The organism is Azonexus sp. (assembly GCF_036170495.1).
Taxonomy (GTDB): Bacteria; Pseudomonadota; Gammaproteobacteria; order Burkholderiales; family Rhodocyclaceae; genus Azonexus.
Genome location: NZ_JAVHPH010000100.1, coordinates 1 through 23,665 on the forward strand (window position 1 = coordinate 1; position 23,665 = coordinate 23,665).

Sequence of the window (23,665 nt, forward strand, 5' to 3'; positions counted from 1 at the left end):
CCGCAAACGAGGGCGGCGTCGATGCTGCCGAGCTCAAGCTGGCGGGCGGCCGCGGCGAAGACCTTGGCGCTCGACGAACAGGCGGTCGAAATGGCCATGGCCATGCCTTCCAGCCCGAAATAGTCGCGCGTGAATTCGGCTAGCGAGAAAGAGTTGTGCGTGGTGCGGTAGTGGAAATCGTCAGGCAAGGCACCGGTTTCCGGGTCGCGCCGGCGATAGGCCAACTCGGTCTGCAGAATGCCGGCCGTGCTGGTGCCAAGGAAGACGCCGACCCGCGACTTGCCATAACGGGCGATGGCTGCGCGCACGCGATCAGCGAAACCATCGGTTTCGAGCGCCATCTGCGCCAGCCGGTTGTTGCGGCAATCGTAGATGGCCAGCGATGCCGGCAGTTTTTGGGCGTCGACCGCGGCCACCTCGCCCATCCAGGTATCCAGCTGAACGGTCTCGAAAGCGCATGGCACCAGGCCGCTCCGCCCGCTGCGCAAGGCCTCGCGCATGGCATCAAGCCCCCGGCCGAGGCAGGTGGTGGCGGTGTAGGCAGAAATCAGCAGCGGAGTCACGGTGGTGCTCAAAGTGGGATTATTGTCGATTTTAGCAGAGGCGATGCATGGCAAGCGGTTGGTACCGCTTACTAACAGGGCTGGAGCGTCAAAACGGTGAGTCCTGGTGGCAGAAGGTTGGGTTGAACTCGCCGCTGTGTTGCCACTGCCGAATTGGAATAGCTTGAATTTTTCTTCGCCTTCAACCCGAGGGATTTGGCGCAGATGTATTTCTGATTTTGGCCGGAATGTCCGGTTGACCGTCGCAGAGGCGCAGTAGGTGATTTGCGTCGGCGATAAAGGTGGCGGTCGACAAAAGTCGTGGCCCCTCTGCTTTTCCATGCCACGCCGGACGATTTCGGTTGATCGAATCACCCCTCCCCCCCTACAATGACGCGCGCATTGGGGTATGTAGTGCGCATTCTCGACGTTCTGTCTTCCAGACATATTACGAATCTCAAGAACCGACCTACGGACCTATCCATGCACACAAGAAAAACACTCATTGCGCTGGCGATTGCCGCGCTCTCTCCTTATTTCGCCGGAACCGCGAGCGCGCAAGACAGCCTGACCGATATCGGCACGCTGGGAGGCACGTTTTCGTGGGCCTACGGAGTGTCTGCCGACGGCACGGTGGTTGTTGGGGAGGCAGCCACGGCTGGGAATTCGATCCACGCGTACCGCTGGACAAATAACGTTATGACCGACCTCGGTACCTTGGGCAGTTCGTACTCGGCCGCCTACGGCGTCTCTGCTGACGGTTCCGTGGTGGTGGGATTCTCCGCGGTAGGTGCTGGCGTTAGCCATGCTTTCCGATGGTCGAACAATGCCATGACCGACCTAGGTACCCTGGGCGGAGACAACTCGGTCGCCAAAGGCGTGTCCGCCGACGGAGCCGTCGTGGTAGGTCATTCTCAAATTACTAATAGCCTCACCCTACATGCCTACCGGTGGACCAACAACGTCATGACCGACCTTGGCACCCTGGGAGGCCCGAACAACTCGCACGCCTACGGCGTTTCCGCTAATGGCGCTGTGGTGGTGGGCGACGCTGATACCGTTGGCGGCTGGGATCATGCTTTTCGGTGGACCAACAATGTCATGACTGACCTTGGCACCTTGGGTGGCAACTATTCGTCAGCCTACGGCGTTTCTGCTGACGGCGCGGTGGTGGTGGGTTCTAGCGATCTTGCAAACAATACTCACCATGCTTTCCGCTGGACGAACAACGTCATGGCGGATCTAGGTACGTTGGGCGGTACGTCTTCGGTGGCAGCCGGCGTATCAGCTGACGGTAGAGTGGTGGTGGGCGGTTCACCTACAACAGGAGATACGGCCTGGCGCGCCTTCCGCTGGACGAGTAGTGGCATGCAAAGCGTAGAAAACTGGTTGCGTGCTGCCGGTGTGACGGTGCCGACGGATATCACGCTGACGGCCTATGCTACTAACAGCGACGGCAGCGTCGTGGTTGGCGAACTCGAAACAAATCGGGCCTTCGTCGCTCGTGTTGCTACCGTTGGCAGCGGCCTGGTGACGCTGGCTGATGTGCAGCAAAGCCTGGCTGGCACGGCGGTTGGCGGCAACGTTGCGCTGGGTGCTGCCAGTCTGGTGATCAATGGCGCGCACAGTCGGCCCTTGGCCCGGCGCGTGGCAGCAGGACAAAAGACTTTCTGGCTGGCCGGGGATTGGGGCAAGGATGATCATGGCGGGCGGAATGGCGACCTGGGTTTGGCTGAGGTCGGCTTTGGTCGCAACCTGGGTTTCGCTCAGGTAAATCTCTCGCTCGGCCAGACTTGGGCCAAGCAGAATCTTGCCTTGAACGGCCAAGCCAAGACCGATGGCACCTATCTGCTCGCCGAACTCTTGTTGCCCGTTGGCGATATCGGTGCTGGCAAATTGTGGGCAACCATCGGTGGTTACGGCCACTGGGCCAGTGCCGACCTCCGGCGTGGTTACCTGAATGCTGGGGTGCAGACGGCTTCCAACGGTGCGCCGGACGTTGATACCTGGGGCCTGCGTGTCCGCCTGGATTGGGACAGTGCCTGGCGTGTCGCCGGCACCGATGTGGCGCCTTACGTCGATCTTTCTTATAGCGAGGCCAAACTGGCGGCCTATACCGAAACCGGCGGCGGCTTTCCGGCGCGCTTCAATGCCCGCAAGGACAACGCTACCGAACTGCGCCTCGGTGTCAGTGCGGCAAAGCCGATCTCGGGAAACATCCAACTCGTGGGCTTGCTTGAAGCGGCTCACCGTTTCGAGCGTAACGGTGCCCGTACGTCGGGTGATGTGATCGGGCTGTTCGGTTTTGACCTTGCCGGAACCAGCAACCAACGCGACTGGCTACGTGCCGGCGTCGGTTTGGAAGGGCAGGTTGGCGCAGGTAAGGGCTCGTTGATGGTTAATGCCACGACCAAAGGCGAAGTGCCAAACTATTGGCTGGCAGTTAACTGGCAAATGGCGTTCTGAATTAACGGGGGGCAGGCAAAAATTGCCCCCGTTGTCAGATCGGTATTTCATCCCGCTACTGCGCAGCCATCTCCGGTGCTCGGCTAACCTTCGGGGCCGGACGCTGTTCCGCCACCCACAGATCGTAATCCATCTGCATTCCCAGCCAGAGCTGGGCGTTGCCGCCGCGGTCGGTGCCTAGCCAGGCTTCGATGCGCCGGGCCATTTCGGGGGAAATGGCGGCGTGGCCGTTGAGTACCCGCGAGAGGGCGGTTCGGGTGACGCCGAGCTGCCTCGCCGCATCGGTGACGGAGAGGTTCAGGGCGGGAAGGATGTCTTCCTTGAGGGTTTCGCCGGGGTGCGGCGGGTTGAACATGCGTGCCATGAGTGCTCCTAGTGGTAGTCCTGATAGTCGACCAAGATGGCATCTTCGCCGTCAAAACTGAAGGTCAGACGCCAGTTGCCGTTGATCCACACCGACCAGTGGCCGGCTAGGTCCTGCGCCAGCGGGTGCAGTTTCCAGCCCGGCACGTTCATGTCCTCCGGTCGTTTTGCCCGGTCAAGGTGCTTGAGCTGGCGGGCGATTTTCGCTGCATGGTGCGGCTGGATACCGGCTTTGGACCCTGTCGTGAAAAAGGCTTCGATTCCTCGATGGCGGAAGGTCTTGATCATGTGTGTAGCGTAGCTTAACGGATGGTGCGTTTCAAGCGATTTTCCGGGGAAAAAGAAATTTCATTTTTGGCCCATTTTTCCGGTTGACCGTGGCAATGAGCTATTTGCCACTGCTCCGCGCCAAACAACTGCGGTAGCGCCCTTCTACCCTCCTGGCGAACCACTCTGTCGTCAGCTTGCGGCTGATTTTCGGGCTTTTCAGGTCGATCTGCGGCAGGGCCTGGCGGGGCAGCGGCCGGCCGGCTTTTTCAGCCCGTTCGAAGACGCGGTTGAAGAGCGGGCTACGGCCGAAGGCGGCGGTTTTTTCGAGGAGCAGGTCGCGGCGGATTTGCGGGCGGCTCATGTCGAGCTGCCTGGCGATGCCGATGGCGGCTGCCTCGACGCTGCTCGGGACCGCTGCCGGCTGGCCGTTTTCATAGCGCATCAGGTCGCCGTCCGGGGCCAGCGGTTGGCCCGTGAGTTTGCCGAGCGCGATCTGGAAAGCGGCGTTGCGGCTGCTGTAGCGGCCGGCGTTGAAGTCGCCGAAACGATAGACGATGGCGTCGTAGGGCACTTCGTAGTCGAGCAGGATGGCGCTGCCAAAATAGACGCCGCCGCGTCGCGTGAACACCTCGTCACGAACCTTTTTCGCCATCGGGTACGGGTAGTTGCGCTCCCTGACTTGCAGCGTCGCGAAATCGATGCTGACCTGCATCGGCCCGCCGGTGCGCACGGGGTTGTAGTCGGCGAACAATTGGCGGCCGAAAGGCAGCTCGCCGGTCATGTCCTCGAACAGCGCATTGACCTGCTTCTCGGTTTTCAGCGCGTCGATGCGCTCGTTGTAGGTCTTGCCATCGGGCGACTTCTTGCTCAGCGCGGCATTGACGAGCAGCGATGGCACGCCGTAGCGGCCGGCCCGGTTATCCAGCTCGCGGCGGACGATGTTGGGCAGGCCGGGCACGCTCGGGTCGGCCTGGAAGCTCGACTCCTGCTCGATGATGGCGATGGCGGCGCAATAGGTTGGCGTCGCGTGCGGCACTTCCAGCGCCTTGAAGGCGGTGTGCAGGTCGTCGGCCCAGCCTTGCCGATCTTTGGCGTAAGCGGGAATCAGGCGGACGATGCGCTTTTTGACCTCGGCTTCGGCCAGCGACGTCGGCCAGGCCGTGGCTGTCCGGCCATCGGCGCGGCGGGCCATGTCGGAGGGTAGCGCGCCGCCCTCCTCCTCGCCTTCCTCGAACAGCGAGCAGCCAGCCAGGATGGCGAGCAACGCGGCGGACAGCACAACGAGGCGGATTTTTAGACGCATCGGATCAGGCCGGAACGCGGCAGACGAGCATGACGTTGGCGAAGGGCTTGATGTCGTTCATCGGGTCGGTGTCGACCGTGAAGCCGAGACTTTGGAGCAGCGCGATCCACTCGGCGAGCGGCCGGCAATAGAGGCGCGGCAGGCGATGGCCGCGCACGAAGGTCACGGCGTGGTCGACCCAGTTGCACAGGTGGTAAGGCAGGCCGGCCGAGGCGTCGCCGACGCGGGTGAGGAACAGGCCGCCGGGTGGCAAGGCGGCGCGGATGCGCTTGATGACGTCCTTCTGGTGGGCGTGGTCGAAGTAGTGGAGCGCGTCGAGGATGGTGATCACGTCAGCCTGGCCGAAATCGGCCTTGGTCATGTCGCCCTGCTCGATGTGCAGGACCGGATGGTCGGCGCCGAAAGCGCGGGCGGCGCGGTCGACGTCCTTTTGCATGAGTTCGATACCGCGCAGGCTCAGGGCTTTCGGCGCGACCGGCCAGCCTGCCGGCCAGTGGCCGGCGTCGTACAGCTGGCGGGCGGCGAGCAGCCAGGAGAACAGGCTGCCCTGGCCGCAGCCGAGGTCGAGGTAATGCGCTTCAGCCGGGAACAGGCCGCGCTTGAGGATTTCGCGGAAGATGCTGTCGGAAGACAGCTTGCCGCGCGCGTAGTGGTAGGCGAAATGGCCACCCCCCTGGAAGGGGCGGCTGGCTTCGTCGAGCAGGGTGCGCAGGAAACGCTTGGTCATGAGGTGACGTCGGGCAAGGTGACGGGGTTGAGTGAATGTTGGCGCAGCGCGGTGATCAGGCGCGGCAGCACGGCGAGAATGACCGGCTGGCCGTCTGGTGTGCGGGCGGCGTGGCCATCGTGCAGGAGCAGGATGTCGCCGGGGCCAAGGTCGCGGCTCAGGCGCTGGAAAACGATGTCCGGGTCGGCGCAGCGCGTGTCGTAGGCGCGGCGCGTCCAGCTCGCCAGCCTGAGGCCGAGGCCGTGCAGGACGGCGTCGAGGAAAGGATTGCGCAACCCTGCCGTGGCGCGGAAGTAGCGTGGTGACTGGCCGGTGATGTCGGTGAAGCTGGCCTGGGCGGCGGCGATGTCGGCCTGCATGCGGCCCGGGCCGAAGAAGGCGAAGGCCTTGGAATGCGAGTCGCCATGGTTCTCGACGCGATGGCCGCGGGCGACGATTTCCCGGCACAAGGCCGGGTTTTGGCGGGCGCGCCAGCCGATGCAGAAGAAGGTGGCTTTGGCATTGGCGGCGTCGAGCAGGTCGAGGACGCGCGGCGTGACTTCCGGGTCGGGGCCATCGTCGATGGTGATGGCGACTTCGCGGCGGGCGACGGCGTCATCCGGCAGACGGTTGAGGTTGGGGCCGAGCAGCGTCGTGCGCGGCAGCAGGCCGGCGGTGGTGATGATGGCGTGGTTGATGACCAGCGCGCCGACCGCCCACGGCCAGATTCCCGGCGCGACCAGACAGCCGACGGCGGCGGCAGCATGGACCGCGAGCGTGGCTTGGATGGCGAAGGTCGGTTTCCAGGGCGTTGGCATGTCAGGCGGCGAAGTGGCCAAGGTTGAGGAAATGTTCCCATAAATCGCGCCAGACCGGCCAGTCGTGGTCGCCCGGCAAGGCACAGCGGGCGGCGCCCGGGAAGCGTTCGGCGATGGCTCGCATGCCGTCGGCGAAGCGGTCCTCTGTGCCGTAGCCAACGAAGACCGGGAAGCCGGCCGGCGGCGCCTTGAGCCAGCGGTAGGCGCGGAACTCGGGGTCGCTCAGGTCGACGGCGGTTGGTTCCCAGGCATCGAGGCCGCCGGCCCGCTGGATGGCGTTGGTGGTCAGCCGGCTGCCGGGGTACGGCGCGATCAGGCAGAGGCCATCGACGAGGCCGGGATGGTCGGCGTTGACGCAGAGCGCGAGCAGGCCGCCGAGCGAGATGCCGCCGAGCCAGACCCGCCGATACTTGGCGCGGGCCGGGACGAGGATCTGCTCGATGACCACCGGCAGCGCATCGCCGCTCGACACGGCATCGAGGCCGAGGTCGACGGCGACAATGTCGAGCTTGAGGTGGCGCACGCTGGCATCGGCAAAAAAGCCGTTGGCGGCGAAATGTTCGGGCGTCATGTAGGCACCGGGGAGCAGGACGAGCAGGCTGTCGCCGCCGCTGTCATGGCGCAGGGTGCGGAGCGCGGCGCTCATGCGCCGGTTTCACGTGAAACGTGGCTTTTCATTTTTGGCCGAAATTTCCGGTTGACCGTGGAAAGCCGGCTATTCACGCTCGCGCCCCGAAAAACACGCAGCAAGCAACAGTGCCAGCACGGCGCCCGGACCAACGGTGATGCCGACGGCGTGCAGCACCGGGACGCTGGACAGGGCGAGCGTGCCGAAGCCGATGGCGGTGGTCAGGTTGGCGATGGTCATCGAGGCCAGGGTCGGCGGATCGAGCCGGTGTTCATTGCCGGCCCGGTCGAAGAACAGCGCGTAATTGGAGCCGACGGCGACGATCAGCAACATGCCGATCAGGTGCATGAGGTGCAGTTGTTCGCCCGCCAGGTGCACGCCGGTGATGACCAGGATGACGGCGAGGAGCAGCGGCAGCAGGACGGCGCCGAGCCGGCGGGCGGAGCGCAGCGTGACGGCGAGCAGCGCGACGATGGCGGCAAAACCGGCCAGCGAGAGCAACGTCGCCTCGTCGAGATAATCGTTGTAGAGCCGGTCGAATTCGAACTTCATGTCGATGAATAGCGCGCCGCTACCGGCCAGTGCCGTGCGCACCGGCTCGATGTCGATGTCCACGCCTTTGACGCCGGCGGGCGGGCGCAACGGCAGCAGCACGCTCCAGCTGTCCGGTCGTGGCATGAGCAGCGAATCGACGACCAGCGCCAGGCTGGTGCCGTTGAGCGTTTCGCGAGTGATGGCGCCCTGCTCTTTCGCCTTGGCGACTTCGTCGAGGAAGGCGCCGAGTTTGTTGGCGGCGAGTGGGGAATCGGCCTGCGCCAATTTAAGACGTGCGGCCAGTTCCTCGCCGGTCGGCAAGCTGGCCCGGCGGGTGGCCTGCATGGCCTGGCTGGGCAGGAAGCGGGCCGGGCTGTCGTAGCCGCCGATGATGCCCTGGGCGACCAGCGCGTCGAGCTGCCGCCCGGCCCGTTCGGCGGCCTGCAGTGCCGCTTCGCGGTCCGCTGCGGTGATCACCGCCATGTAGCGTGAATCCGGGGCGCCAATGTCGGCGCGCAAGGCCATGTCGGTTGCCGAGTCTTCGGCGCTGACCGTGCTCAGCGCCGACAGGTTCGGGTGCCAGAGCTGGTGGCGGTCGATGATGAGGACCGTGAGCGCGGCGATGGTGAGAAGGATGACCGGCCAGCGCAGGCTCTGCAGCACCCGGATGCCCTGTTTGAGGGGGGGGGCGAGGTGGCTCAGATCGCGCACCGGGTGATCGTTGCCGGCCAGCGCCGGCAGGATGAAACGGGTGACCAGCGCGGCGGCCAGCACGCCGCTCAGCGAATAGAGGCCGAGCTGGGCCAGGCCGGGGAAACCGGAAAAAAGGAGCGCCGAGAAGCCGCACACGGAGGTCAGCACGCCGAGGCGGATGGTCGGCCAGAAGCGCGCCCGCCATTCAGCCGCACCGAGCCGGCCGGACTGGACGAAATAATAGATCGAGTAATCGACCGCCTCGCCGATCAGCGCCGCGCCAAAGCCAACGGTGATGCCGAACACCGTGCCGTAAACGAGGCTGACAGCGACGATGCCGGCCAGCGCACCACTGACCACGGGCAGCAGGCCGAGGCTGAGCAGGCGGCCCGAGCGATAGACGAAAAACAGCACGGCGACGATGGCCAGCGTGCTGATCGTCGACAGCTTGCTGACTTCGCTCTTGATCGTTTCGCGCGATTTGACGGCGAAAACGCCGGGCCCGGAAATCACGATCCGGGCGTCGCTGAAGCCGGCCTCGCGGGCGCTCTCGGCAAACTGGCGGCGAAGGGTGGCAGTCGCCTGTTCCTGGGCGTCGGTGTCCGAGCCGAGGGCGGCGCTCTGGATCAGCAGCATGGCTCGTTCGCCGTCACGCGAGGCCCAGACGCCCTCGCGCACATTGGGCTGGGCGCCAGAACTGAGGCCGGAGAGCAGTTCGATCATTTCGCCGGTCGGGTCGCGCGGCAGCAGCGGCTTGATCATCATGCCGGCCGGCGAGGCGAGCAGATCGACGCTGTTGGCGATACTGTCGCGCAGGCCGTCCACCGTGAAACGCTCGGGCTTGACGGCCGGGCTGAGCAGGTAGCGGTGGCGGAACAGAAAGTCGCGGTCGGCGTCGAGGCTGCCGGCCTGGCCGTTCTGGACGCTGACGAATTCGGGCAATTTTTCCAGTCGACCGTGCAACTGGCGCGAAATGGCCGCCCGCTGCGCCGCATCGCCGCCTTCGAGGGCGACCATGAGCAGCCGGGTGACGACGCCTTCCTTCAACTGGTCGACCAGCACCTGTTGCGCGGCGCTCGGCCGGGCCGGCAGGAAAAACGACATGTCGGCCGAAAAATGGCTGTTCCAGACGACGATGGCGCCGGCCAGCATGGCCAGCAGCCAGATCAGGAAGGCACGCGCCGCCGCGCTCATTTGGTCTCGATCGGCTCCATGTTGAGCACCGAACGGTCACCGTCGGCCTGCAGGTACTCGATGCTGCGGATCAGGCTCTGGCTGCCGCTGACCGTGATGCGCAGCACGAGGGCGGAAATTTTCTGGTCGCTGGGCAGTAACGTGAGCACCCACTTGTTGGCATTACCCGATAAATGCAGGGCATAGTTTTTCTCAAGCGCCGCCCGGTTGCCCGACAGCGTGCCGCGGATGCTGTCGACGAAGGCCAGCGCTTCCGGCTGGTTGGCCAGGTTGATGCTGAGTTTCTGCTTTTCGCGCTCGATGGACAGCATGTCCTTGTCGAGCAACAGGGTTTCGACCTTGGGCTGCAAGGTCCGTTTTTCGAGGCGGTCGGGCGCCGTGTAGCTCATTTCGCCGGACGAGACGACGGGCTTGTCGAGCAGCGAGATGTACTTCTTCTCGGTGAATTTCGCCTTGCCGCCTTTGTTTTTGGCGAGATCGGTCATCAGCTGTCCGACATCGAAGGCGGCAGCCGGCAGGGCGGCAGCGAGCAGCATCAGGGTGCTGAGCAGGCGCTTGTAAGCCCGCCAATTCACCGCCCGTTCGCCCTGAGCCCGTCGAAGGGCTTCGACCGGCTCAGCCCGAACGGAAGTTGGGTCATTGGTTGCCACGTGAATGATCATTTTTTCTGCCAGAAATCGAAGAAATTGAACCAGTTGTACGGGGCCAGACGGCAAAAATACGTCAGGCGGTCAGCGTAATGTTGCATGGCTGCCTGAATGGCAGTGTCGCGTTCTTCACGCGTCGTATCGGAAAAATCGGCCAGCGGCTCGAAATGCAGCTGGTAGCGGTTGCCGCCCAGATACAGCCCGGTCATGAAGAAAACGGGACGGCGCAGCATGGCGGCCATGCGGAAGGGGCCGAGCGGGAACGGGGCCGGTTTGCCGAGAAAATCGCAGTCGACCGTGGCATCGTCGCCCAGCCCGCGGTCGGCCAGCAGGCCGACAAGGTAGCCCGCGTCAAGCCGGTCGCGGGCCTGCAGCATCGAATCCATGCGGCCGAGTGCGATGATGTCCTGACTGGCCGCCGGGTTGATCGCTTCGAGGGTCGAATTGATTTTGCGGGCGTTTTCCTCGTACATCAGCATCGCCACCTTGAGCCCCTGCTGCCCTCGCCCGACGGCGCGCAGGACTTCAAAGCTGCCGAGATGGGCGCCGATGAGCAAGGCGCCGGGGTGCTCAGCGGCGACTTTCTGGACGGCTTCGTTGCCGATGATCTCGATGTCGAAGAGGTCGAAACGGTCGTTGAGCAGGTAGATCCGGTCGTGGATCGTGCTCGCGAAGCTGAAGACATGGCGGAAGCCGTCCGACCATTCGGCCCAGCGGTTCAGCGCCAGATGCAGGTAGTCGCGGCTGAAGCGGCGGGCGCGCGGGGCGAACAGGACGAAATAGGCGGCGATGCCGTAGAGGACGAGGCGGCCGACCCGGCGGCCGAAGGTCAGCGAAATCCAGACCATCAGCTTGAGGATGGCCAGATTGCTGCGTTCCTGCTGGCGCATCCAGTCGGCGTCGGTCGGCTCTTTCTGGCTCATGGCACGGCGGCGGTCAGGCTGCCGGAGGCCACGTCGCGCTCGGCGGCGCGCACGGTGAAAGAAATGGCCCCGCTTGGCTTGGTGGTTAGCGAGAAAGTGAGCGCTTCCTCAGGTCCAACCGGGCTGAAAAACTTGGCGTTGCCGACCTGCCAATTCAGTCCCGGCTGACCCAGCATTGCTTCAGCGAACAGGATGGCGCGGTCGAGTAACACAACCCCCGGCACGATGGGCCGGCCGGGAAAATGTCCGGCAAAGGCCGGATGGTCGGCCGGGATCAGCCAGTGAAATTCAGCGTCCGCCATGACTGACTTTCTCGGCATACAGCGCCTGCAGATCGCCGCGCGGCAGCTTGCCGGTGCTGTTGCGCGGCAGCTGGTCGACGAGGACGAGCGGCCGGGGCAGGAAGATGGCGTCGATGCGCTGGCGCAGTTCGACGCTGACTTGTCGGGCAGTCAGGCCGGGCGCGACGACGAAGGCGGTCAGGCGGGTGATGCCGTCCGGGCCCTCCTCGTCGGGCAGGAAGAAGGCGCCATCGACGACGCCGGGCACGGCAGAAAGCTGATGATTGAGATAGGCCAGCGAGGTGCGTTTGCCGGCGATATTGACGAGGTCGGCGTGGCGGCCGTGGAGCAGAAAACGCTGGTCGGGCAGCAGCTCAATGAGGTCGGAGAGCGCGACGCGACCTTCGACATGGCCGTCGCAGGCAACAGTGTCGTCGCCGTCCTGCTCAAGGCGGACGCCGGGCAGCAGCGTCCACGCCGCGCCGTCGGTGGTGCGCCGGGTGGCCAGCTGACCGGATTCAGTCGAGCCATAGATTTCGCGCAGCGGGGCATCGGTGCGCGCTTCGGCTTGAGCGGCCAGGGTCGTCGACAGCGGCGCGGTGGCGGAGAGCAGCAGGTCGACGGGCGGCAGCTCGATTTCGGCCGAGAGCAGCGCCGACAGGTGGAAAGGCGTGGTGACGAGGAGGCGCGGCTGCGGTACGGCGGCCAGCGCGCCGGCGATGTCCTGCGGATAGAACGGCTTGCCGGCCCAGAAGGCGCAGCCGCCGTGCAGGGCGAGCAGGAAGGTCGATTCGAAACCGTAGCTGTGCTGGACCGGCACGGTGCCGACGATGGCGTGCGGCTGGCGGTCGAGGCCGAGGGCGACGGCTTCGGCCCGGCCGTTGGCGACGAGCTTGCCCCAGGTCTTGCGCTGGGCCTGCGGCAGGCCGGTCGAGCCGGAGGTGAACAGGATGGCGGCAAGGTGATCGGCCGGAATCTGCGGGATGGCCGATGTCGTTTTTGGGCTATTTTTCCGGTTGACCGTGGAAGTGCCCGAAAAATCGCTCGGGAAGTCGAGGCGCGGCAAGTCGAGCGTGTCGGCGGCGCCGTCGCACAGGCAAACCAGCCCGGGGTACTCGGCCTGCAGCCGGCGGAAGGTTTCCGCCGATTGCGACGACGGTTGCAGGCTGGTCATGCCGCGCAGCAGGCCGGCCGCAAAGCCGACGGCGAAGCGGTAACGGTCGTGGCAGAGGTTGAGCAGATAGCCGGTGGCCGGCAATTGTTCGGCCAGCCGGTGGGCGTCGGCGAGGTAGCCGTCGACGCTGATCGGGCCTTCTGGCGTCCAGGCGAAAACGGCGTCGAGATCGCCGTGGGCGAGGAGCGGAGCTGTCATGGTTTGGCCGGCGGCGGTTGTTGCTGGCTGCGCAGGCGGTAGGCACGGGCGACCTGGGCAATGCTCGGCCGCTCTTCCGGCGGCAGGGCATTGCCCCGCCAGAGGTGTTCGCCGATGAACATGGCGGCGAGCAGCGGGGCCGACAGCAGGTTGGCGAAGACCGACCAGACAGGGTGTGGGGCGAACAGCCAAAGCATCGCCGAGATCAGCGCGTTACTCAGAAAAAACAGCGTCCAGGCCAGCGTTGCCTGGCGCGTGTAGCGGTACTTGCGCGCGGACAGTTCGCCCTGATGGACGGCGCGGGCGAGCTGGGTGATCAGCGCTTCGCCGCCGCCGAGCAGGCTGCGCCCGAATAGCGTGCCGAGCGCCAGGTTGGTGCCGAGGTGCTGGATGAAAAAAAGCAGTGCGATGTTGTCGCGCAAGGTCGGCCACAGCCAGGCCAGGCCGCCGAGCATGGCGAGAATGCCGGTGGCGGTCAGCGCCGGGTGACTGCTGCGCCAGAGCAGCAGGCCGAGGGTGGCGACAATCGGGGCGATGCCGAGGAGCACCGAGAGATCGCCCGAGCCTTCGCCGGCGCTGCCGGTGTGGGCCAGGAAGGCCCAGGCGGCGAGAAAGACGACGACGGCCAGGCCGCGCAGCAGCTGGCCCGGTGAAAGACTCATTTGGTCCGCTGGGCGGCGATGTGGGTGGCCAGGGCGCGCAGCGACGAGAAGATGCGCAGGTTATCTTCGTTGTCCGACTTGAGCTGGAAGCCGTATTTCTTCGAAATGACCAGGGCGATTTCGAGCACGTCGATCGAGTCGAGGCCGAGACCTTCGCCGAACAGCGGCGCATCCGGCGCGATCTCGGCTGGCGGCAGGTCGAGATTGAGCGCCGTGACGATCAGCTCGGCGACTTCCGGCAGCAGGGCTTCGATGATTTCCGGGGAAATGGCTTCAGACATGGCGGTACATCCGTGGGGTTACAGGTCGACGGCGCGGAACGCGAGGACCGCGTTGCTACCGCCAAAAGCGAAGGAATTGGACAGCGCGGCGCGCAGCGGCTGGCCGTGACGGGCCGTTGTCACGTGGTCGACACCGGTGCAGGCCGGGTCGATGGCGCCGAGATGGGCGGTCGGCGGAATAATCCCGTCGCGCAGGGCAAGTACGCTGACGATGGCTTCGATGGCCGCCGAGCCGCCGAGCAGATGGCCGTGCATCGACTTGGTGGCGCTGACCGGCAGGCTTGCCGCGCGCTCGCCGAAAACGGCTTTCAGGGCGGCAACTTCAACCGGGTCACCTTCGGCCGTCGCCGTGCCGTGGGCGTTGACGTAATCGATGTCGCCGGCGCTCAGGCCGGCATCGGCCAGGGTGAGCCGGATGGCGCGAATTTGCCCGTCGGCTTCCGGACGGACGAGATGGTGGTGGTCGCAGGTCGTGCCGTAGCCGACGATCTCGCCGTGGATGCGGGCGCCGCGGGCGACGGCATGCGCCCAGTCTTCGAGGACCAGGGCCGCCCCGCCCTCGCCGAGCACCAGGCCGCGGCGCTCGGCGGAAAAAGGCCGGCAGGCGGCGGCCGAGGTGTCGGCATCGCCCGGCGCCATGACGCGCAAGGCTTCCCAGGCGCGGGCAACGCCGTAGGCCTGCGGCACATCGGAGCCGCCGGTCAACATCACCGTCGCCTCGCCGCTGCGCACGCGGCGGAAAGCTTCGCCGATGGCGATGGCCGACGAGGCGCAGGCTACCGTGTGGCTCATGCTGACGCCGCCCAGCCCGAGCTGGATCGAAATGTGGGCGTTGGCTGCATTGTTCATTCCGAGCACGACGGAAAGCGGCGACAGGCGTTCGCGGCCCTTTTGCCACAGCTCGCGGTAGCCCTTTTCGTAGGCCAGTGTGCCACCGAGCGCTGTTCCCCAGGCCACGCCCCAGCGATCGCGCGACTCGCCGTCGGCCTGGCGCGGCAGGCCGCTGTCGTCCCAGGCCGCAAAGGCGGCTGCCATGCCGAGCTGGGCGAAGCGGTCCATCATCGAGGCGAGCGGCTTGCCGAGGGCGGCATCGGGGTCGAAATCCGGGCAACTGACGAAAGGAATGGATAGCGGGCGCGGCAGATCATCGGTGAGCAGGTAGCGCACGGCCGACTGGCCAGCGCACAGGCGCCTGAAGAAATCGGCGAGGTCGCCGCCATAAGGGCTGACCAGCCCGAGGCCAGTAATCGCCACCCGCCGCTGGCTCATCGTTCAGGACTTCTGGCTGGTGATCAGCCCGTCCATCAGCGACACCATTTCGCCGACGGTCCGGGGGGTTTTCAGGTCGCTGGACAGTTTGACGCCGAAGCGATCCTCGAACTCGAACATCAGTTCGAGCATCATCAGCGAGTCTACGCCGAGCTCAGCCAGCAGGGCCCCGGGAACGACATTTCCCGGCTCGACGCCAAGGCGGTCCTGGAGAAAATCGCGAATCAGGCCAATAGATTCCATAGCCGGCAATTTTAGCCGAAAGGCCATGTTTTCCAAAGGCTTGCCGCAAAGGTGGCAGGCTTCGCCGGCGGCTACCTGTGACTGCTGGTGTTTTGCTACCATGCGACTCAATTCATGCCAAACCACGCTATCGCGCCAACCATGCCCCCGTCCGCCAGATCGCACTGGATACGGCAGATCGCCGCACGGATGGTCTATCAGATGCCGCTCAAGGCAGTCGGTACGGCAGCCTTTATGCTGCTTTTTTTCTGGGCCTATTTCTGGGTGCTGCGCAATCCGCAGTTTCCGGTAACGGAAATGCCCCTGATTTTTATCGATACGTGGATTCCGGTCTGCGGGCTGGCCTTTCCAGTTTACGCCTCGCTATGGGTCTATGTTTCGCTGCCGGCCGCGCTGCTCAGGGAAATCCAGCCGCTCGTCCGGTTCGGGATCTGGATGGCGGCCCTGTGTCTGTTCTGCCTGGGTATTTTCTGGCTGTTCCCGACTGGCGTGCCGCCCGCCGGCATTGACTGGCGCCTCTATCCGGAAATGGCGATGATCAAGGATGTCGATGCCAGCGGCAACGCGTGTCCTTCGCTGCACGTCGCCTCGGCGGTTTTCGCCGCCATCTGGCTGGCGCGGATTGCCCGGACCATCGGGGGGCGTCGCTGGGTGTCAGGGCTGATCTGGCTGCATTGTCTGGCCATTCTGTGGTCCACCGTGGCGACGCGTCAGCATGTCGCGCTCGACGTACTGGCCGGGGTGCTGACCGGGGGCGTGTTCGGTCTTCTTGGTTTGCGCCAGGCGCTGCGCAGCGCGTCGGCCGGGGATCTCTAAACCTTGACGAGGTTTCAACGCTAACCGGCGCTGGCGACCCGCTGCAGGGATTTCATGAACTGTGCCGCGTCCTGAAAACCGACGATGCGCACGGTGCTGATTTCCTGCCCTTTGCTATCGTAAAAAATGATGCCCGGCGGGCCAAACAGCTTGAATTTGGCCAGTAAGGCCTTGTCGTCTTCGGTGTTGGCGGTGACATCGGCCTGCAATAGCGTGAAACCGGCCAATTTGCCCTGAATCGCGGGGTCAGAGAGAGTGAAACGCTCCATTTCCTTGCACGAGACGCACCAGTCGGCGTAGAAATCGAGCATGACCGGGCGGCCGGCGGCGTTGACTCTGGCGTCCAGTTCGGCCACCGAGGCGATGCGTTCGAACGGCAGCTTTGTCTCTTCGGCGGCGACGGCTGGCCCGCGCAGCCCGGCCAGCGGTTGCAGCGGGTCGCGGCCGCCGGCCAGGGCGCCGATGAGCAGCGCAGCGCCGGTCAGCAGCATGACGATGCCGATGCCCTTCCAGAAACGGTGCCAGCCCGTGGCGTGCGGTGGCAGCGGGTCGAGGGCATGGAGGTAGATGGCCGGGATGATGAGCAGCGCCGCCCAGGCCAGCATAGCCGCGACCGGCGGGACGACCGGTGAGACAAGCCAGACGGCAGTGGCCAGCAGCAGCACGCCAAACGCTTTCTTGACGCCTTCCATCCATGGCCCGGTCTTGGGCAGCAGCGAACCGCCGGCCACGCCGACGGCAATGAGCGGCGCGCCCATGCCCAGCGCCATGACGAAAAGCGCCGCACCGCCGAAAACGGCGTCGCCGGTCTGCCCGATGTAGAGCAGCGCACCGGCCAGCGGGGCGGCAACACAGGGGCCGACGATGAGCGCCGACAGCGCGCCCATCAGGAAGACGCCGATGCCGCGCCCGCCCTGCAGGTGGCCGGATTCTTCCGACAGCTTGCTTTGCAGCGCGGTCGGCAATTGCAGTTCGTAGAAGCCGAACATCGAGAACGAGAGCACGACGAAAACCAGTGCGAAACTGCCGAGCACCCACGGGTTTTGCAACGCAGCGGAAATCAGCGTGCCGCTCAGGCCGGCCGCGACACCGGCCGCGGCGTAGGTGACGGCCATGCCGAGGACGTAGGCGATGGACAGCGCGAAACCGCGGGCATGCGAGTTTTTGTCGCCCTGACCGGCGATGATGCCGGAGAGAATGGGGATCATCGGGAAGACGCAGGGGGTCAGCGCCAGACCGAGGCCGGCGATGAAAAAGAAGGCGAGGCTGGTCCAGAAGCCGGCATTCTTGAGCGTGGCGGCGATTTGTCCGCTTTCGTCGCCTTCGGCCGGCGCTGCCGAGGCTGGCGGTGCGCTGGCCGGGTCGGGCAGTTCGACGCTGAGCGGCTGGGTCTGCGGCGGATAGCAGATGCCGGCATCGGCGCAGCCTTGCGAAGTGACGTTGAGTTTTAGCGGCAAGGGGCCGGAGGACATGCCCCCCAAGGGGACTTCCTTCGGGGCGCGCTCGACCGGGACGCGGATGGCGACCGAGTTGTAATAGACCTCGACCTTGCCGAAATTCTCGTCGTCATGCTCCTTGCCTTTCGGGAAGGTCGGCGTGCCGAAGGTGACCGTTTCAGCCTCGACGCGGAAACGGAATTTGTCGCGGTAGAGGTAGTAGCCCTTGGCGATTTCGTAGCTGATTTCGAGCGTCTGCCCGTCGAGGGCCTTGACCGAGGGCTTGAAGGCGACGGCCGGATCGAGAAATTCCTCGGCGTGGGCGAGCGAGAGGAAAAAGGCAAAGACGAGGAAGAGGAGGCGCATGGTCATTTAATCGTTTGCCTGAGCAAGTTTTGCAATTCGTAAGATTGCACGGGCCAAGCTTGGGGAGTTATCGGCTGCACGTTGTGCTGACCAATACGTTTTTACAAAGTGACAAAGGTGTGGGTTATAACCGGTTCCTTGCTTGCTGATATCCGTCTGAGAAACCATTTCAAGACGAAGTTCGCGATTTGTAGATTTTCGCGCCAAATTCAGTACATGCCTCTTTGGGTCCGCTTCGTTGTCAGGGGTTTTCGAAACATGTTTTTCCGGGATGCCAAGAAAATCGGCGATGGATTTTCGGTCGGCAATCAGCCAGCTTTCGGCTTCTGCAACGGCAAGCCTGAGGCAAAAATTGCGGGGCAAGGCTTTGGGCAACCAGTTGGCAAGCAATTCCTTGACACATTTTCCATCGTTGTCGGCGATGCACAAAACGGGCTGGAACTTTGCCTGCTTAATGAACCGTGGAAATTCGGGAATGAGTTTGGTGACGCCCTTCTTGTTGATCGGTGCCGTCGGCATGATCCAGTTGGGTAGCAGTTCCTTAACCAGTTGTTCGCCTAGCGCACAGGTTAAGGAGTCTTCGCCGACAACCAGAATTTGACTCATCCAAACAGACCCATCTGATCTATTTGTTCGGGGCGGGTTTTGGGGAGCAAGACTTCCGCCGGATTGAGGCCATGTTGCATAGCCTCAGTCTCTGCCGTGTCCGGCGTACGAATAATCGATCCGTTGCCGCTCGGTTCTAAGAGAAGAACTGCTTGGGGGTCGCCTACTTCGGCAATCAGGTTATCGCTGTGAGTACTTATCAGCACTTGACGCGACGATTTTCGTTTGCGTAGTACGCGGTCAATGATGAGCGGGATGTGTTCGGTAATCGCATCGTTTAGGGATAGCTCCGGTTCCTCAAGAAGTAGCAGCCCATCGCCTTCCTGCAAAGCCCATAGCAACCCAAGTAGACGCAAAGTACCATCGGAAAACTGATCTTCTCTTTGCCAGGAGCCATGAACTCGCCAATGCTTGAAATTAGCCTTCAGGTGGGGGCTGCCAGTGATTGGATCTTGCTCAAATTCCAGTTCGGAAAACTGAGGAACAGCAATTTCCAGCGCCTTCTGAATGCGGTCCAAGCGGGCTTTTCGGGTTCTTGGCTGCGTTTTGGCAATTCTCTGCAACAAGCCTTGGCCGAACGGGTCACTTTCGACTATCCGGCCACTGATCTCGTCACTGTGCTTTAGCAGCTGAGGTACCAAGTGCAGGTAGGTAGTGGCGGCAAAATAATCGCCTAATTCACGAAAGCCGGCGTTGTTGTTGATCTGCTCAAGGTGGGTTTGAGTCAGTCGGGCAGGATCGGAGCGATCTTCAGGGCCTGGCCGTACCAGCACCTCTTCGTTGCCGTGATAAACCGACTCCTCGGTAATCAGCACACGTTGCAATCCTTTACCCTCACTTTTGAAGGCAAGCGTGTAACTCCACGTTGGCGAACTGTCGGCCAACGATTCCGAGAGTTCGATTTCGATGCGAACCTCGGGATCCTTGCGTGCGTGAAGACTGCGGAGCTTGGTCAAACCTCCACGGTCTTTCAAGGCTTTTTGCAAGCCACCACCTTCGCTCTGGGCAATTGTCCGTAAAAAGCGAAAAACATCCAGGAAGTTGGATTTGCCAGAGGCATTTGCGCCGATCAAATAACCGCGAGGTCCTAACTTGACGTCAACGTCACGGAAATTTCTCCAGTTTTTGAGCTTAAGTCGGGTAATCAACATCCCGTGCCTCCTGTTTGTGCCGTTTGCATGTTTGGCAGATTATCGAACGGTGAAGGCTGATTGTCATTTCTCTGTTTCTGCCGCCACCCAGTTCAGGTAGGCGGGCAAGCCGTGGCTGAGCGGCAGGGCGATAATTTCGGGCAGCTCGTAGGGATGGAGTTCGCGGATTCGGGCTTCGAGCGCCGGGTAGTTGGCTACGGTCGACTTGAAAAAAAGCGGAATTTCGGAAGTCGATTCGACCTTGCCCTGCCAACGATAGACCGACTGGACGCGCGGCAGGATGTTCGCGCAGGCGGCCAGCTTGGCCTCGACGGCGGCGAGCGCGATGGCGTTGGCGGTTTCTTCGTCCGGGCAGTGGGTGATGACGAGCAGGGTTTCCATTAGCGCGAATTCTACTGTGTCTACTTGAGCAGGCGGCGCCGGGTCAGGTGGAGGGCGATGGTGAAGGCTACGGCCGTGGTGGCGAGCAGCGCCATGATGTGGATCAGGGCGTCGGCCGGGATCTGGCCGGCGAGTAGCGGGCGAACCAGCGCGACGCCCTGGGCCAGCGGCAGCCAGCCACCGATCAGGGCCAGCCAGCCGGGGAGCTGGTCGGTCGGGAAGAAGACGCCGGAAATGAGGGTCATTGGCGTGATGAATAGCGTGAAGTAATACATGAAGAAATCGTAGGACGGCGCCAGCGCGTTCCAGATCAGGCCGAGGGCGGCGAAGGCCAGCCCGGTGAGGACGATGGCGGGCAGCGCCCAGAGCATGAGCGGGCCGTTGGTTAGGCCCATGGCGGTGATGACGACGAGAATCGCGGCGCCCGAGAGCAGCGATTTGGTCGCCGCCCAGAACAGTTCGCCGGCGACGACATCGCCCAGCCCGAGCGGCGTGTTGAGGATGGCTTCCCAGGTTTTCTGGACGTGCATGCGCGAAAAGGCCGAGTACAGGGCCTCGAAAGTGGCGGCGTTCATGGTCGACGCGCAGACTGTTCCCCCAGCCAGGAAAGCGATGTAGGGCTGGCCTTCGATGGTCGGTAGCATGGCACCCAGGCCGTAGCCGAGGCCGAGCATGTAAATCAGCGGATCGGCCAGGTTGCCGAGGATGGACGGCAGGGCGAGCTTGCGCCAGACCAGGAAATTGCGTTGCCAGACGGGAAGCCAGCCGAGCAGGGAGGGTTGAGGCAGCATGGGGCGGATCGAACGAAACGGATGACGCATTTTAGCCTCTGTCCAGAAAGCAAGCGTTTATGTTCTGTGCCCTGTCGATTTTGATTTTTGCCCTTTTTTCCGGTTGACCGTGGGAACGCTACGGATGGCCTCGGCGAAGCTGTCAAAATGGCGAAATGCCGCCCGCCATCATCCTCAGCACGCTCAACGCCAAATACATCCACGCCTCGCTCGGCCTGCGCTACCTGCTCGCCAACATGGACCGGCATGGCGGCGCCGGGCTCCGCGAACGGGCCCTTCTGCGCGAATTTACCATCGCCCGGCCGGTGCCGGAAATCGTCGACGCCCTGCTCGCCGAAGAACCGCAGATCATCGGCTTTGGTGTCTATATCTGGAACGTCGAGGCAACGACCGAGGTTGTCCGGCGCCTCAAACAAGCGCGGCCGGCGCTGAAAATTGTCGTCGGCGGGCCGGAAGTCAGTTACGAATGGGAGGGGCAGGAAATCGTTCGGTTGGCTGACCACCTGATCACCGGCTGGGGCGACGTCAGCTTCCCGAAGCTGTGCCGAGCCCTGCTCGACGGCCCGCCGCCGCTGATGAAAGTGATCCCCGGCGAACAGCCGGTGCTGGACGTGATCGCCCTGCCCTACGCCGAGTTCAGCGCCGACGATCTGGCGCATCGCCTGCTTTACGTCGAAGCCTCGCGCGGCTGCCCGTTCAAGTGCGAGTTCTGCCTCAGTTCGCTCGACAAAACGGCCTGGGCCTTCGATCAAGAGCGCTTTCTTGCCGCGCTCGAAACGCTCTACGAGCGCGGGGCGCGCAACTTCAAGTTCGTCGACCGCACCTTCAATCTCAAGATCGACAGCTCGCTGAGCATCCTGCGATTTTTCCTCGACCGCCTGACGCCGGACCTCTTCCTGCATTTCGAGGTGATTCCCGATCACCTGCCCGAACGGTTGAAAGACATGATCGCCCGCTTCCCGCCCGGCGTGCTGCAGTTCGAAGTCGGCATCCAGACCTTCAACCCGGAGGTCCAGCAGGCGATTTCACGTCGGCAGGACAACGACCAAACCTGCGAAAATCTCGATTGGCTGGTCAATCAAAGCCACGCGCACCTGCACACTGACCTCATTTTCGGCCTGCCCGGCGAAACGCTGGCCAGTTTCGCCGCCGGCTTCGACCGCCTGTATGCGCTGCGCCCGCACGAAATCCAGCTCGGCGTCCTGAAACGCCTGCGCGGCACGCCGATCGCTCGCCATGGCCTGGCTTACGGCATGGTCTACGCCACCGAACCCCCCTACACCGTCCGCCAAAGCGCCGTGGTTGACGCACCGACCGTCGAGCGCTTCACCCGCCTGGCCCGCTACTGGGATCTGCTCGCCAATTCCGGCCGCTTCCGGCAAACCCTGCCTCTCCTGCTGGCCGGCCCGTCGCCCTTCCATGCTTTCCTCGCCTTGGCCGACTGGCTCTGGCAAAGCACCAGCCAGACCAACCGCCTGACGCCGGAAATACTGGTCGATAGCCTGTTCGATTACCTGACCGGCGTGGTCGGAATGGAAAAGGAAGGCGTTCGCCGGACCTTGCTCGCCGACTATCAAGCCAGCGGTGCCCGCGCCAATCCCAGGTGTCTGCAGGGTTTGTTGAAGGACCGGGAAAAGCCGGTGCGGCGGGTGGCCGGGGCGTTGGCGTCGCGGCAAGGCAGGCATGCCAGTAATGATTAAACTTTCGCCAATGACGACCATCGAACGATGGTCAAAATTTTTCTGAGGGGGCTGAGATGGTGCCGACAATTTCACCGAAGGCCGTCCTGATCGATCTGGCCGGGGTTCTGCACACTGGCGACGATGCCTTGCCGGGGGCGGTTCGGGCGCTGGATCGGCTGCGCATGTCCGGCTTGCCGCTACGTTTTCTGACCAACACGACGCGGACGCCGAGCAACATTTTGTTCGCCAAGCTGCAGCGCATGGGCTTCACGCTGGCCGCCAGCGAGATTCAGACGGCGGCGCTGGCGGCGCGGACGCTGGTTCGTCGCCGGGGGCTGCGTCCGCTGTGGCTGATTCACCCGGACATTGCCGCCGAAATGGGCGAAAGCCATCCCGAACCAGATATTGTCGTGCTCGGCGACATGGGGACGCATTTCACCTACCCGATTCTGAACTATGCTTTCCGGCTGCTCATGCAGGGCTTGCCGCTCATGGCGATGGCGCGCAATCGCTATTTTATGGAACCCGATGGGCTGTCGCTGGACATGGGCGCTTTTGTCGCCGGGCTGGAGTATTCGGCCGGGATTGCTGCCGAAATTACCGGCAAGCCGGCGCCGGCTTTCTTCAATGCGGCGCTGGCTGAATTGGGTGTCGCGCCGGCCGAGGCGGTGCTGATCGGCGACGATCTGAGCGATGACATCGGCGGCGCGCAGGCGGCGGGTATTCCGGGGATTTTGGTGCGGACGGGGAAGTTCCGGGGCGGCGACGAAGCGCATCCGGACATCCGTCCGGCTGCTGTTTACGATGATTTTTCTGCTGCGGTCGACGCCCTGCTCGGCTGAGAAATCAGCCGAACTTGCGTTGATGCGCGGCAACGGCTGCGAGGCGCGCTTCCTTGAGGCGAAGCAGGACTGAATCGGGAAGCGCCTCGTCGGTGTCTGGCACCTGGCTCAGGGCGTGGGCTTCGACCGCCTTGAGCCGCGCCACCATGAGGCGGAGCCGAATGTGACCGGGCAGGTCATCGCGATCGGCTTCTTCGCCGGCTGATTTATCGACAACTTTGGGGCGATTGAACGAGCGGTGCAGGTCCAGTTCGTCGAGACCGCCCTGATAATTGTCGTTCGGGTCGTAGGTGAAAACCTGTGGCTCGCCGGCCTGCGTGCTGGCGGTCAGCAGCGCAACCTGGCGGCGCTCGGTACGGCTCAGCATGATGGCCGTCGACGCCTTTTTCTTGGCGATGC

Annotated in this window: 26 protein-coding genes; 4 read left to right on the top strand and 22 right to left on the bottom strand. The window is 63.7% G+C overall.

Annotated features, from left to right (window positions below):
- Nucleotides 1–563, bottom strand: a 563-nt coding sequence (locus ADADOO_RS03120) for a beta-ketoacyl synthase N-terminal-like domain-containing protein (protein WP_511274929.1), incomplete at its 3' end; no start/stop codon positions are given.
- A 462-nt stretch (nucleotides 564–1,025) separates the two neighbouring features.
- Between ADADOO_RS03120 and ADADOO_RS03125 the strand changes: the two genes are divergently transcribed.
- Nucleotides 1,026–3,008, top strand: a complete 1,983-nt coding sequence (locus ADADOO_RS03125) for an autotransporter domain-containing protein (RefSeq protein WP_511274931.1) — start codon at nucleotides 1,026–1,028, stop codon at nucleotides 3,006–3,008.
- Nucleotides 3,009–3,063: 55 nt separating this feature from the next.
- Here ADADOO_RS03125 and ADADOO_RS03130 read toward each other — a convergent pair whose 3' ends face one another.
- The 15 genes from ADADOO_RS03130 to ADADOO_RS03200 form a co-directional block, all read right to left on the bottom strand.
- The gene (locus tag ADADOO_RS03130; RefSeq protein ID WP_511274933.1) at nucleotides 3,064–3,372 is read right to left on the bottom strand and encodes a HigA family addiction module antitoxin; all 309 of its coding nucleotides are present in this window, start codon (nucleotides 3,370–3,372) and stop codon (nucleotides 3,064–3,066) included.
- Nucleotides 3,373–3,380: 8 nt separating this feature from the next.
- Nucleotides 3,381–3,659, bottom strand: coding sequence for a type II toxin-antitoxin system RelE/ParE family toxin (locus ADADOO_RS03135; RefSeq protein ID WP_511274935.1), 279 nt, complete (start codon nucleotides 3,657–3,659; stop codon nucleotides 3,381–3,383).
- A 100-nt stretch (nucleotides 3,660–3,759) separates the two neighbouring features.
- Nucleotides 3,760–4,944 carry a DUF1615 domain-containing protein gene (locus tag ADADOO_RS03140; protein ID WP_511274937.1) on the bottom strand — a complete coding sequence of 395 codons (1,185 nt, stop codon included), beginning with the start codon at nucleotides 4,942–4,944 and terminating at the stop codon, nucleotides 3,760–3,762.
- A 4-nt stretch (nucleotides 4,945–4,948) separates the two neighbouring features.
- Nucleotides 4,949–5,671, bottom strand: coding sequence for a class I SAM-dependent methyltransferase (locus ADADOO_RS03145; protein WP_511274939.1), 723 nt, complete (start codon nucleotides 5,669–5,671; stop codon nucleotides 4,949–4,951).
- A complete protein-coding gene (locus ADADOO_RS03150) occupies nucleotides 5,668–6,468 on the bottom strand; it encodes a polysaccharide deacetylase family protein (protein ID WP_511274940.1) in 801 nt (266 codons plus the stop codon). The genes ADADOO_RS03145 and ADADOO_RS03150 overlap by 4 nt, the downstream gene beginning before the upstream one ends.
- Before the next feature lies 1 nt (nucleotide 6,469).
- Nucleotides 6,470–7,114, bottom strand: coding sequence for an alpha/beta fold hydrolase (locus ADADOO_RS03155; RefSeq protein ID WP_511274942.1), 645 nt, complete (start codon nucleotides 7,112–7,114; stop codon nucleotides 6,470–6,472).
- A gap of 69 nt (nucleotides 7,115–7,183) precedes the next feature.
- On the bottom strand, nucleotides 7,184–9,517 hold the full coding sequence (locus ADADOO_RS03160; protein ID WP_511274944.1) for an MMPL family transporter: 2,334 nt from the start codon (nucleotides 9,515–9,517) through the stop codon (nucleotides 7,184–7,186).
- Nucleotides 9,514–10,179, bottom strand: coding sequence for a LolA-related protein (locus ADADOO_RS03165; protein WP_511274945.1), 666 nt, complete (start codon nucleotides 10,177–10,179; stop codon nucleotides 9,514–9,516). The genes ADADOO_RS03160 and ADADOO_RS03165 overlap by 4 nt, the downstream gene beginning before the upstream one ends.
- Nucleotides 10,176–11,087: a lysophospholipid acyltransferase family protein gene (locus ADADOO_RS03170; RefSeq protein ID WP_511274946.1), complete on the bottom strand. Its 912-nt coding sequence runs from the start codon at nucleotides 11,085–11,087 to the stop codon at nucleotides 10,176–10,178. Before ADADOO_RS03170 ends, ADADOO_RS03165 begins: the two co-directional genes overlap by 4 nt.
- A complete protein-coding gene (locus ADADOO_RS03175; RefSeq protein WP_511274948.1) occupies nucleotides 11,084–11,389 on the bottom strand; it encodes an ApeI family dehydratase in 306 nt (101 codons plus the stop codon). Before ADADOO_RS03175 ends, ADADOO_RS03170 begins: the two co-directional genes overlap by 4 nt.
- A complete protein-coding gene (locus tag ADADOO_RS03180; protein WP_511274949.1) occupies nucleotides 11,376–12,740 on the bottom strand; it encodes an AMP-binding protein in 1,365 nt (454 codons plus the stop codon). The genes ADADOO_RS03175 and ADADOO_RS03180 overlap by 14 nt, the downstream gene beginning before the upstream one ends.
- The gene (locus tag ADADOO_RS03185; RefSeq protein ID WP_511274951.1) at nucleotides 12,737–13,402 is read right to left on the bottom strand and encodes a COG4648 family protein; all 666 of its coding nucleotides are present in this window, start codon (nucleotides 13,400–13,402) and stop codon (nucleotides 12,737–12,739) included. The genes ADADOO_RS03180 and ADADOO_RS03185 overlap by 4 nt, the downstream gene beginning before the upstream one ends.
- Nucleotides 13,399–13,683, bottom strand: a complete 285-nt coding sequence (locus ADADOO_RS03190; protein WP_511274952.1) for a phosphopantetheine-binding protein — start codon at nucleotides 13,681–13,683, stop codon at nucleotides 13,399–13,401. Before ADADOO_RS03190 ends, ADADOO_RS03185 begins: the two co-directional genes overlap by 4 nt.
- Nucleotides 13,684–13,701: 18 nt before the next feature.
- Complete coding sequence (locus tag ADADOO_RS03195) at nucleotides 13,702–14,952, bottom strand: beta-ketoacyl-[acyl-carrier-protein] synthase family protein (protein WP_511274954.1); 1,251 nt, start codon at nucleotides 14,950–14,952, stop codon at nucleotides 13,702–13,704.
- Between the two features lie 3 nt (nucleotides 14,953–14,955).
- Nucleotides 14,956–15,195, bottom strand: coding sequence for an acyl carrier protein (locus ADADOO_RS03200; protein ID WP_511274956.1), 240 nt, complete (start codon nucleotides 15,193–15,195; stop codon nucleotides 14,956–14,958).
- Nucleotides 15,196–15,336: 141 nt separating this feature from the next.
- On the opposite strand from ADADOO_RS03200, the gene ADADOO_RS03205 reads away from it, so the two are divergent.
- Nucleotides 15,337–16,011 carry a phosphatase PAP2 family protein gene (locus ADADOO_RS03205; protein WP_511274957.1) on the top strand — a complete coding sequence of 225 codons (675 nt, stop codon included), beginning with the start codon at nucleotides 15,337–15,339 and terminating at the stop codon, nucleotides 16,009–16,011.
- Between the two features lie 20 nt (nucleotides 16,012–16,031).
- Here ADADOO_RS03205 and dsbD read toward each other — a convergent pair whose 3' ends face one another.
- The 5 genes from dsbD to ADADOO_RS03230 form a co-directional block, all read right to left on the bottom strand.
- Nucleotides 16,032–17,819, bottom strand: a complete 1,788-nt coding sequence (gene dsbD / locus ADADOO_RS03210) for a protein-disulfide reductase DsbD (protein ID WP_511274959.1) — start codon at nucleotides 17,817–17,819, stop codon at nucleotides 16,032–16,034.
- Entirely contained in the window at nucleotides 17,820–18,419 is a 600-nt protein-coding gene (locus ADADOO_RS03215) for a hypothetical protein (RefSeq protein ID WP_511274961.1), read from the bottom strand.
- Entirely contained in the window at nucleotides 18,416–19,570 is a 1,155-nt protein-coding gene (locus tag ADADOO_RS03220; protein WP_511274962.1) for an AAA family ATPase, read from the bottom strand. Before ADADOO_RS03220 ends, ADADOO_RS03215 begins: the two co-directional genes overlap by 4 nt.
- Before the next feature lie 63 nt (nucleotides 19,571–19,633).
- A complete protein-coding gene (gene cutA / locus ADADOO_RS03225; RefSeq protein WP_511274964.1) occupies nucleotides 19,634–19,951 on the bottom strand; it encodes a divalent-cation tolerance protein CutA in 318 nt (105 codons plus the stop codon).
- A 20-nt stretch (nucleotides 19,952–19,971) separates the two neighbouring features.
- The gene (locus ADADOO_RS03230) at nucleotides 19,972–20,742 is read right to left on the bottom strand and encodes an ABC transporter permease (protein WP_511274966.1); all 771 of its coding nucleotides are present in this window, start codon (nucleotides 20,740–20,742) and stop codon (nucleotides 19,972–19,974) included.
- Nucleotides 20,743–20,897: 155 nt separating this feature from the next.
- Between ADADOO_RS03230 and ADADOO_RS03235 the strand changes: the two genes are divergently transcribed.
- Nucleotides 20,898–22,442 carry a B12-binding domain-containing radical SAM protein gene (locus ADADOO_RS03235; RefSeq protein ID WP_511274967.1) on the top strand — a complete coding sequence of 515 codons (1,545 nt, stop codon included), beginning with the start codon at nucleotides 20,898–20,900 and terminating at the stop codon, nucleotides 22,440–22,442.
- Between the two features lie 56 nt (nucleotides 22,443–22,498).
- Nucleotides 22,499–23,266 carry a TIGR01458 family HAD-type hydrolase gene (locus ADADOO_RS03240; protein WP_511274969.1) on the top strand — a complete coding sequence of 256 codons (768 nt, stop codon included), beginning with the start codon at nucleotides 22,499–22,501 and terminating at the stop codon, nucleotides 23,264–23,266.
- Nucleotides 23,267–23,270: 4 nt separating this feature from the next.
- Here ADADOO_RS03240 and ADADOO_RS03245 read toward each other — a convergent pair.
- Nucleotides 23,271–23,665 (bottom strand): hypothetical protein (locus ADADOO_RS03245; RefSeq protein ID WP_511274971.1); only part of this gene is annotated, 395 nt, incomplete at its 5' end.

Excerpts from the sequence above, each read along its gene's own strand:
- ADADOO_RS03125 (WP_511274931.1), top strand. The coding sequence starts at position 1,026 with ATGCACACAAGAAAAACACTCATTGCGCTGGCGATTGCCGCGCTCTCT.
- ADADOO_RS03130 (WP_511274933.1), bottom strand. The coding sequence starts at position 3,372 with ATGGCACGCATGTTCAACCCGCCGCACCCCGGCGAAACCCTCAAGGAA.
- ADADOO_RS03135 (WP_511274935.1), bottom strand. The coding sequence starts at position 3,659 with ATGATCAAGACCTTCCGCCATCGAGGAATCGAAGCCTTTTTCACGACA.
- ADADOO_RS03140 (WP_511274937.1), bottom strand. The coding sequence starts at position 4,944 with ATGCGTCTAAAAATCCGCCTCGTTGTGCTGTCCGCCGCGTTGCTCGCC.
- ADADOO_RS03145 (WP_511274939.1), bottom strand. The coding sequence starts at position 5,671 with ATGACCAAGCGTTTCCTGCGCACCCTGCTCGACGAAGCCAGCCGCCCC.
- ADADOO_RS03150 (WP_511274940.1), bottom strand. The coding sequence starts at position 6,468 with ATGCCAACGCCCTGGAAACCGACCTTCGCCATCCAAGCCACGCTCGCG.
- ADADOO_RS03155 (WP_511274942.1), bottom strand. The coding sequence starts at position 7,114 with ATGAGCGCCGCGCTCCGCACCCTGCGCCATGACAGCGGCGGCGACAGC.
- ADADOO_RS03160 (WP_511274944.1), bottom strand. The coding sequence starts at position 9,517 with ATGAGCGCGGCGGCGCGTGCCTTCCTGATCTGGCTGCTGGCCATGCTG.
- ADADOO_RS03165 (WP_511274945.1), bottom strand. The coding sequence starts at position 10,179 with ATGATCATTCACGTGGCAACCAATGACCCAACTTCCGTTCGGGCTGAG.
- ADADOO_RS03170 (WP_511274946.1), bottom strand. The coding sequence starts at position 11,087 with ATGAGCCAGAAAGAGCCGACCGACGCCGACTGGATGCGCCAGCAGGAA.
- ADADOO_RS03175 (WP_511274948.1), bottom strand. The coding sequence starts at position 11,389 with ATGGCGGACGCTGAATTTCACTGGCTGATCCCGGCCGACCATCCGGCC.
- ADADOO_RS03180 (WP_511274949.1), bottom strand. The coding sequence starts at position 12,740 with ATGACAGCTCCGCTCCTCGCCCACGGCGATCTCGACGCCGTTTTCGCC.
- ADADOO_RS03185 (WP_511274951.1), bottom strand. The coding sequence starts at position 13,402 with ATGAGTCTTTCACCGGGCCAGCTGCTGCGCGGCCTGGCCGTCGTCGTC.
- ADADOO_RS03190 (WP_511274952.1), bottom strand. The coding sequence starts at position 13,683 with ATGTCTGAAGCCATTTCCCCGGAAATCATCGAAGCCCTGCTGCCGGAA.
- ADADOO_RS03195 (WP_511274954.1), bottom strand. The coding sequence starts at position 14,952 with ATGAGCCAGCGGCGGGTGGCGATTACTGGCCTCGGGCTGGTCAGCCCT.
- ADADOO_RS03200 (WP_511274956.1), bottom strand. The coding sequence starts at position 15,195 with ATGGAATCTATTGGCCTGATTCGCGATTTTCTCCAGGACCGCCTTGGC.
- ADADOO_RS03205 (WP_511274957.1), top strand. The coding sequence starts at position 15,337 with ATGCCCCCGTCCGCCAGATCGCACTGGATACGGCAGATCGCCGCACGG.
- dsbD (WP_511274959.1), bottom strand. The coding sequence starts at position 17,819 with ATGACCATGCGCCTCCTCTTCCTCGTCTTTGCCTTTTTCCTCTCGCTC.
- ADADOO_RS03215 (WP_511274961.1), bottom strand. The coding sequence starts at position 18,419 with ATGAGTCAAATTCTGGTTGTCGGCGAAGACTCCTTAACCTGTGCGCTA.
- ADADOO_RS03220 (WP_511274962.1), bottom strand. The coding sequence starts at position 19,570 with ATGTTGATTACCCGACTTAAGCTCAAAAACTGGAGAAATTTCCGTGAC.
- cutA (WP_511274964.1), bottom strand. The coding sequence starts at position 19,951 with ATGGAAACCCTGCTCGTCATCACCCACTGCCCGGACGAAGAAACCGCC.
- ADADOO_RS03230 (WP_511274966.1), bottom strand. The coding sequence starts at position 20,742 with ATGCTGCCTCAACCCTCCCTGCTCGGCTGGCTTCCCGTCTGGCAACGC.
- ADADOO_RS03235 (WP_511274967.1), top strand. The coding sequence starts at position 20,898 with ATGCCGCCCGCCATCATCCTCAGCACGCTCAACGCCAAATACATCCAC.
- ADADOO_RS03240 (WP_511274969.1), top strand. The coding sequence starts at position 22,499 with ATGGTGCCGACAATTTCACCGAAGGCCGTCCTGATCGATCTGGCCGGG.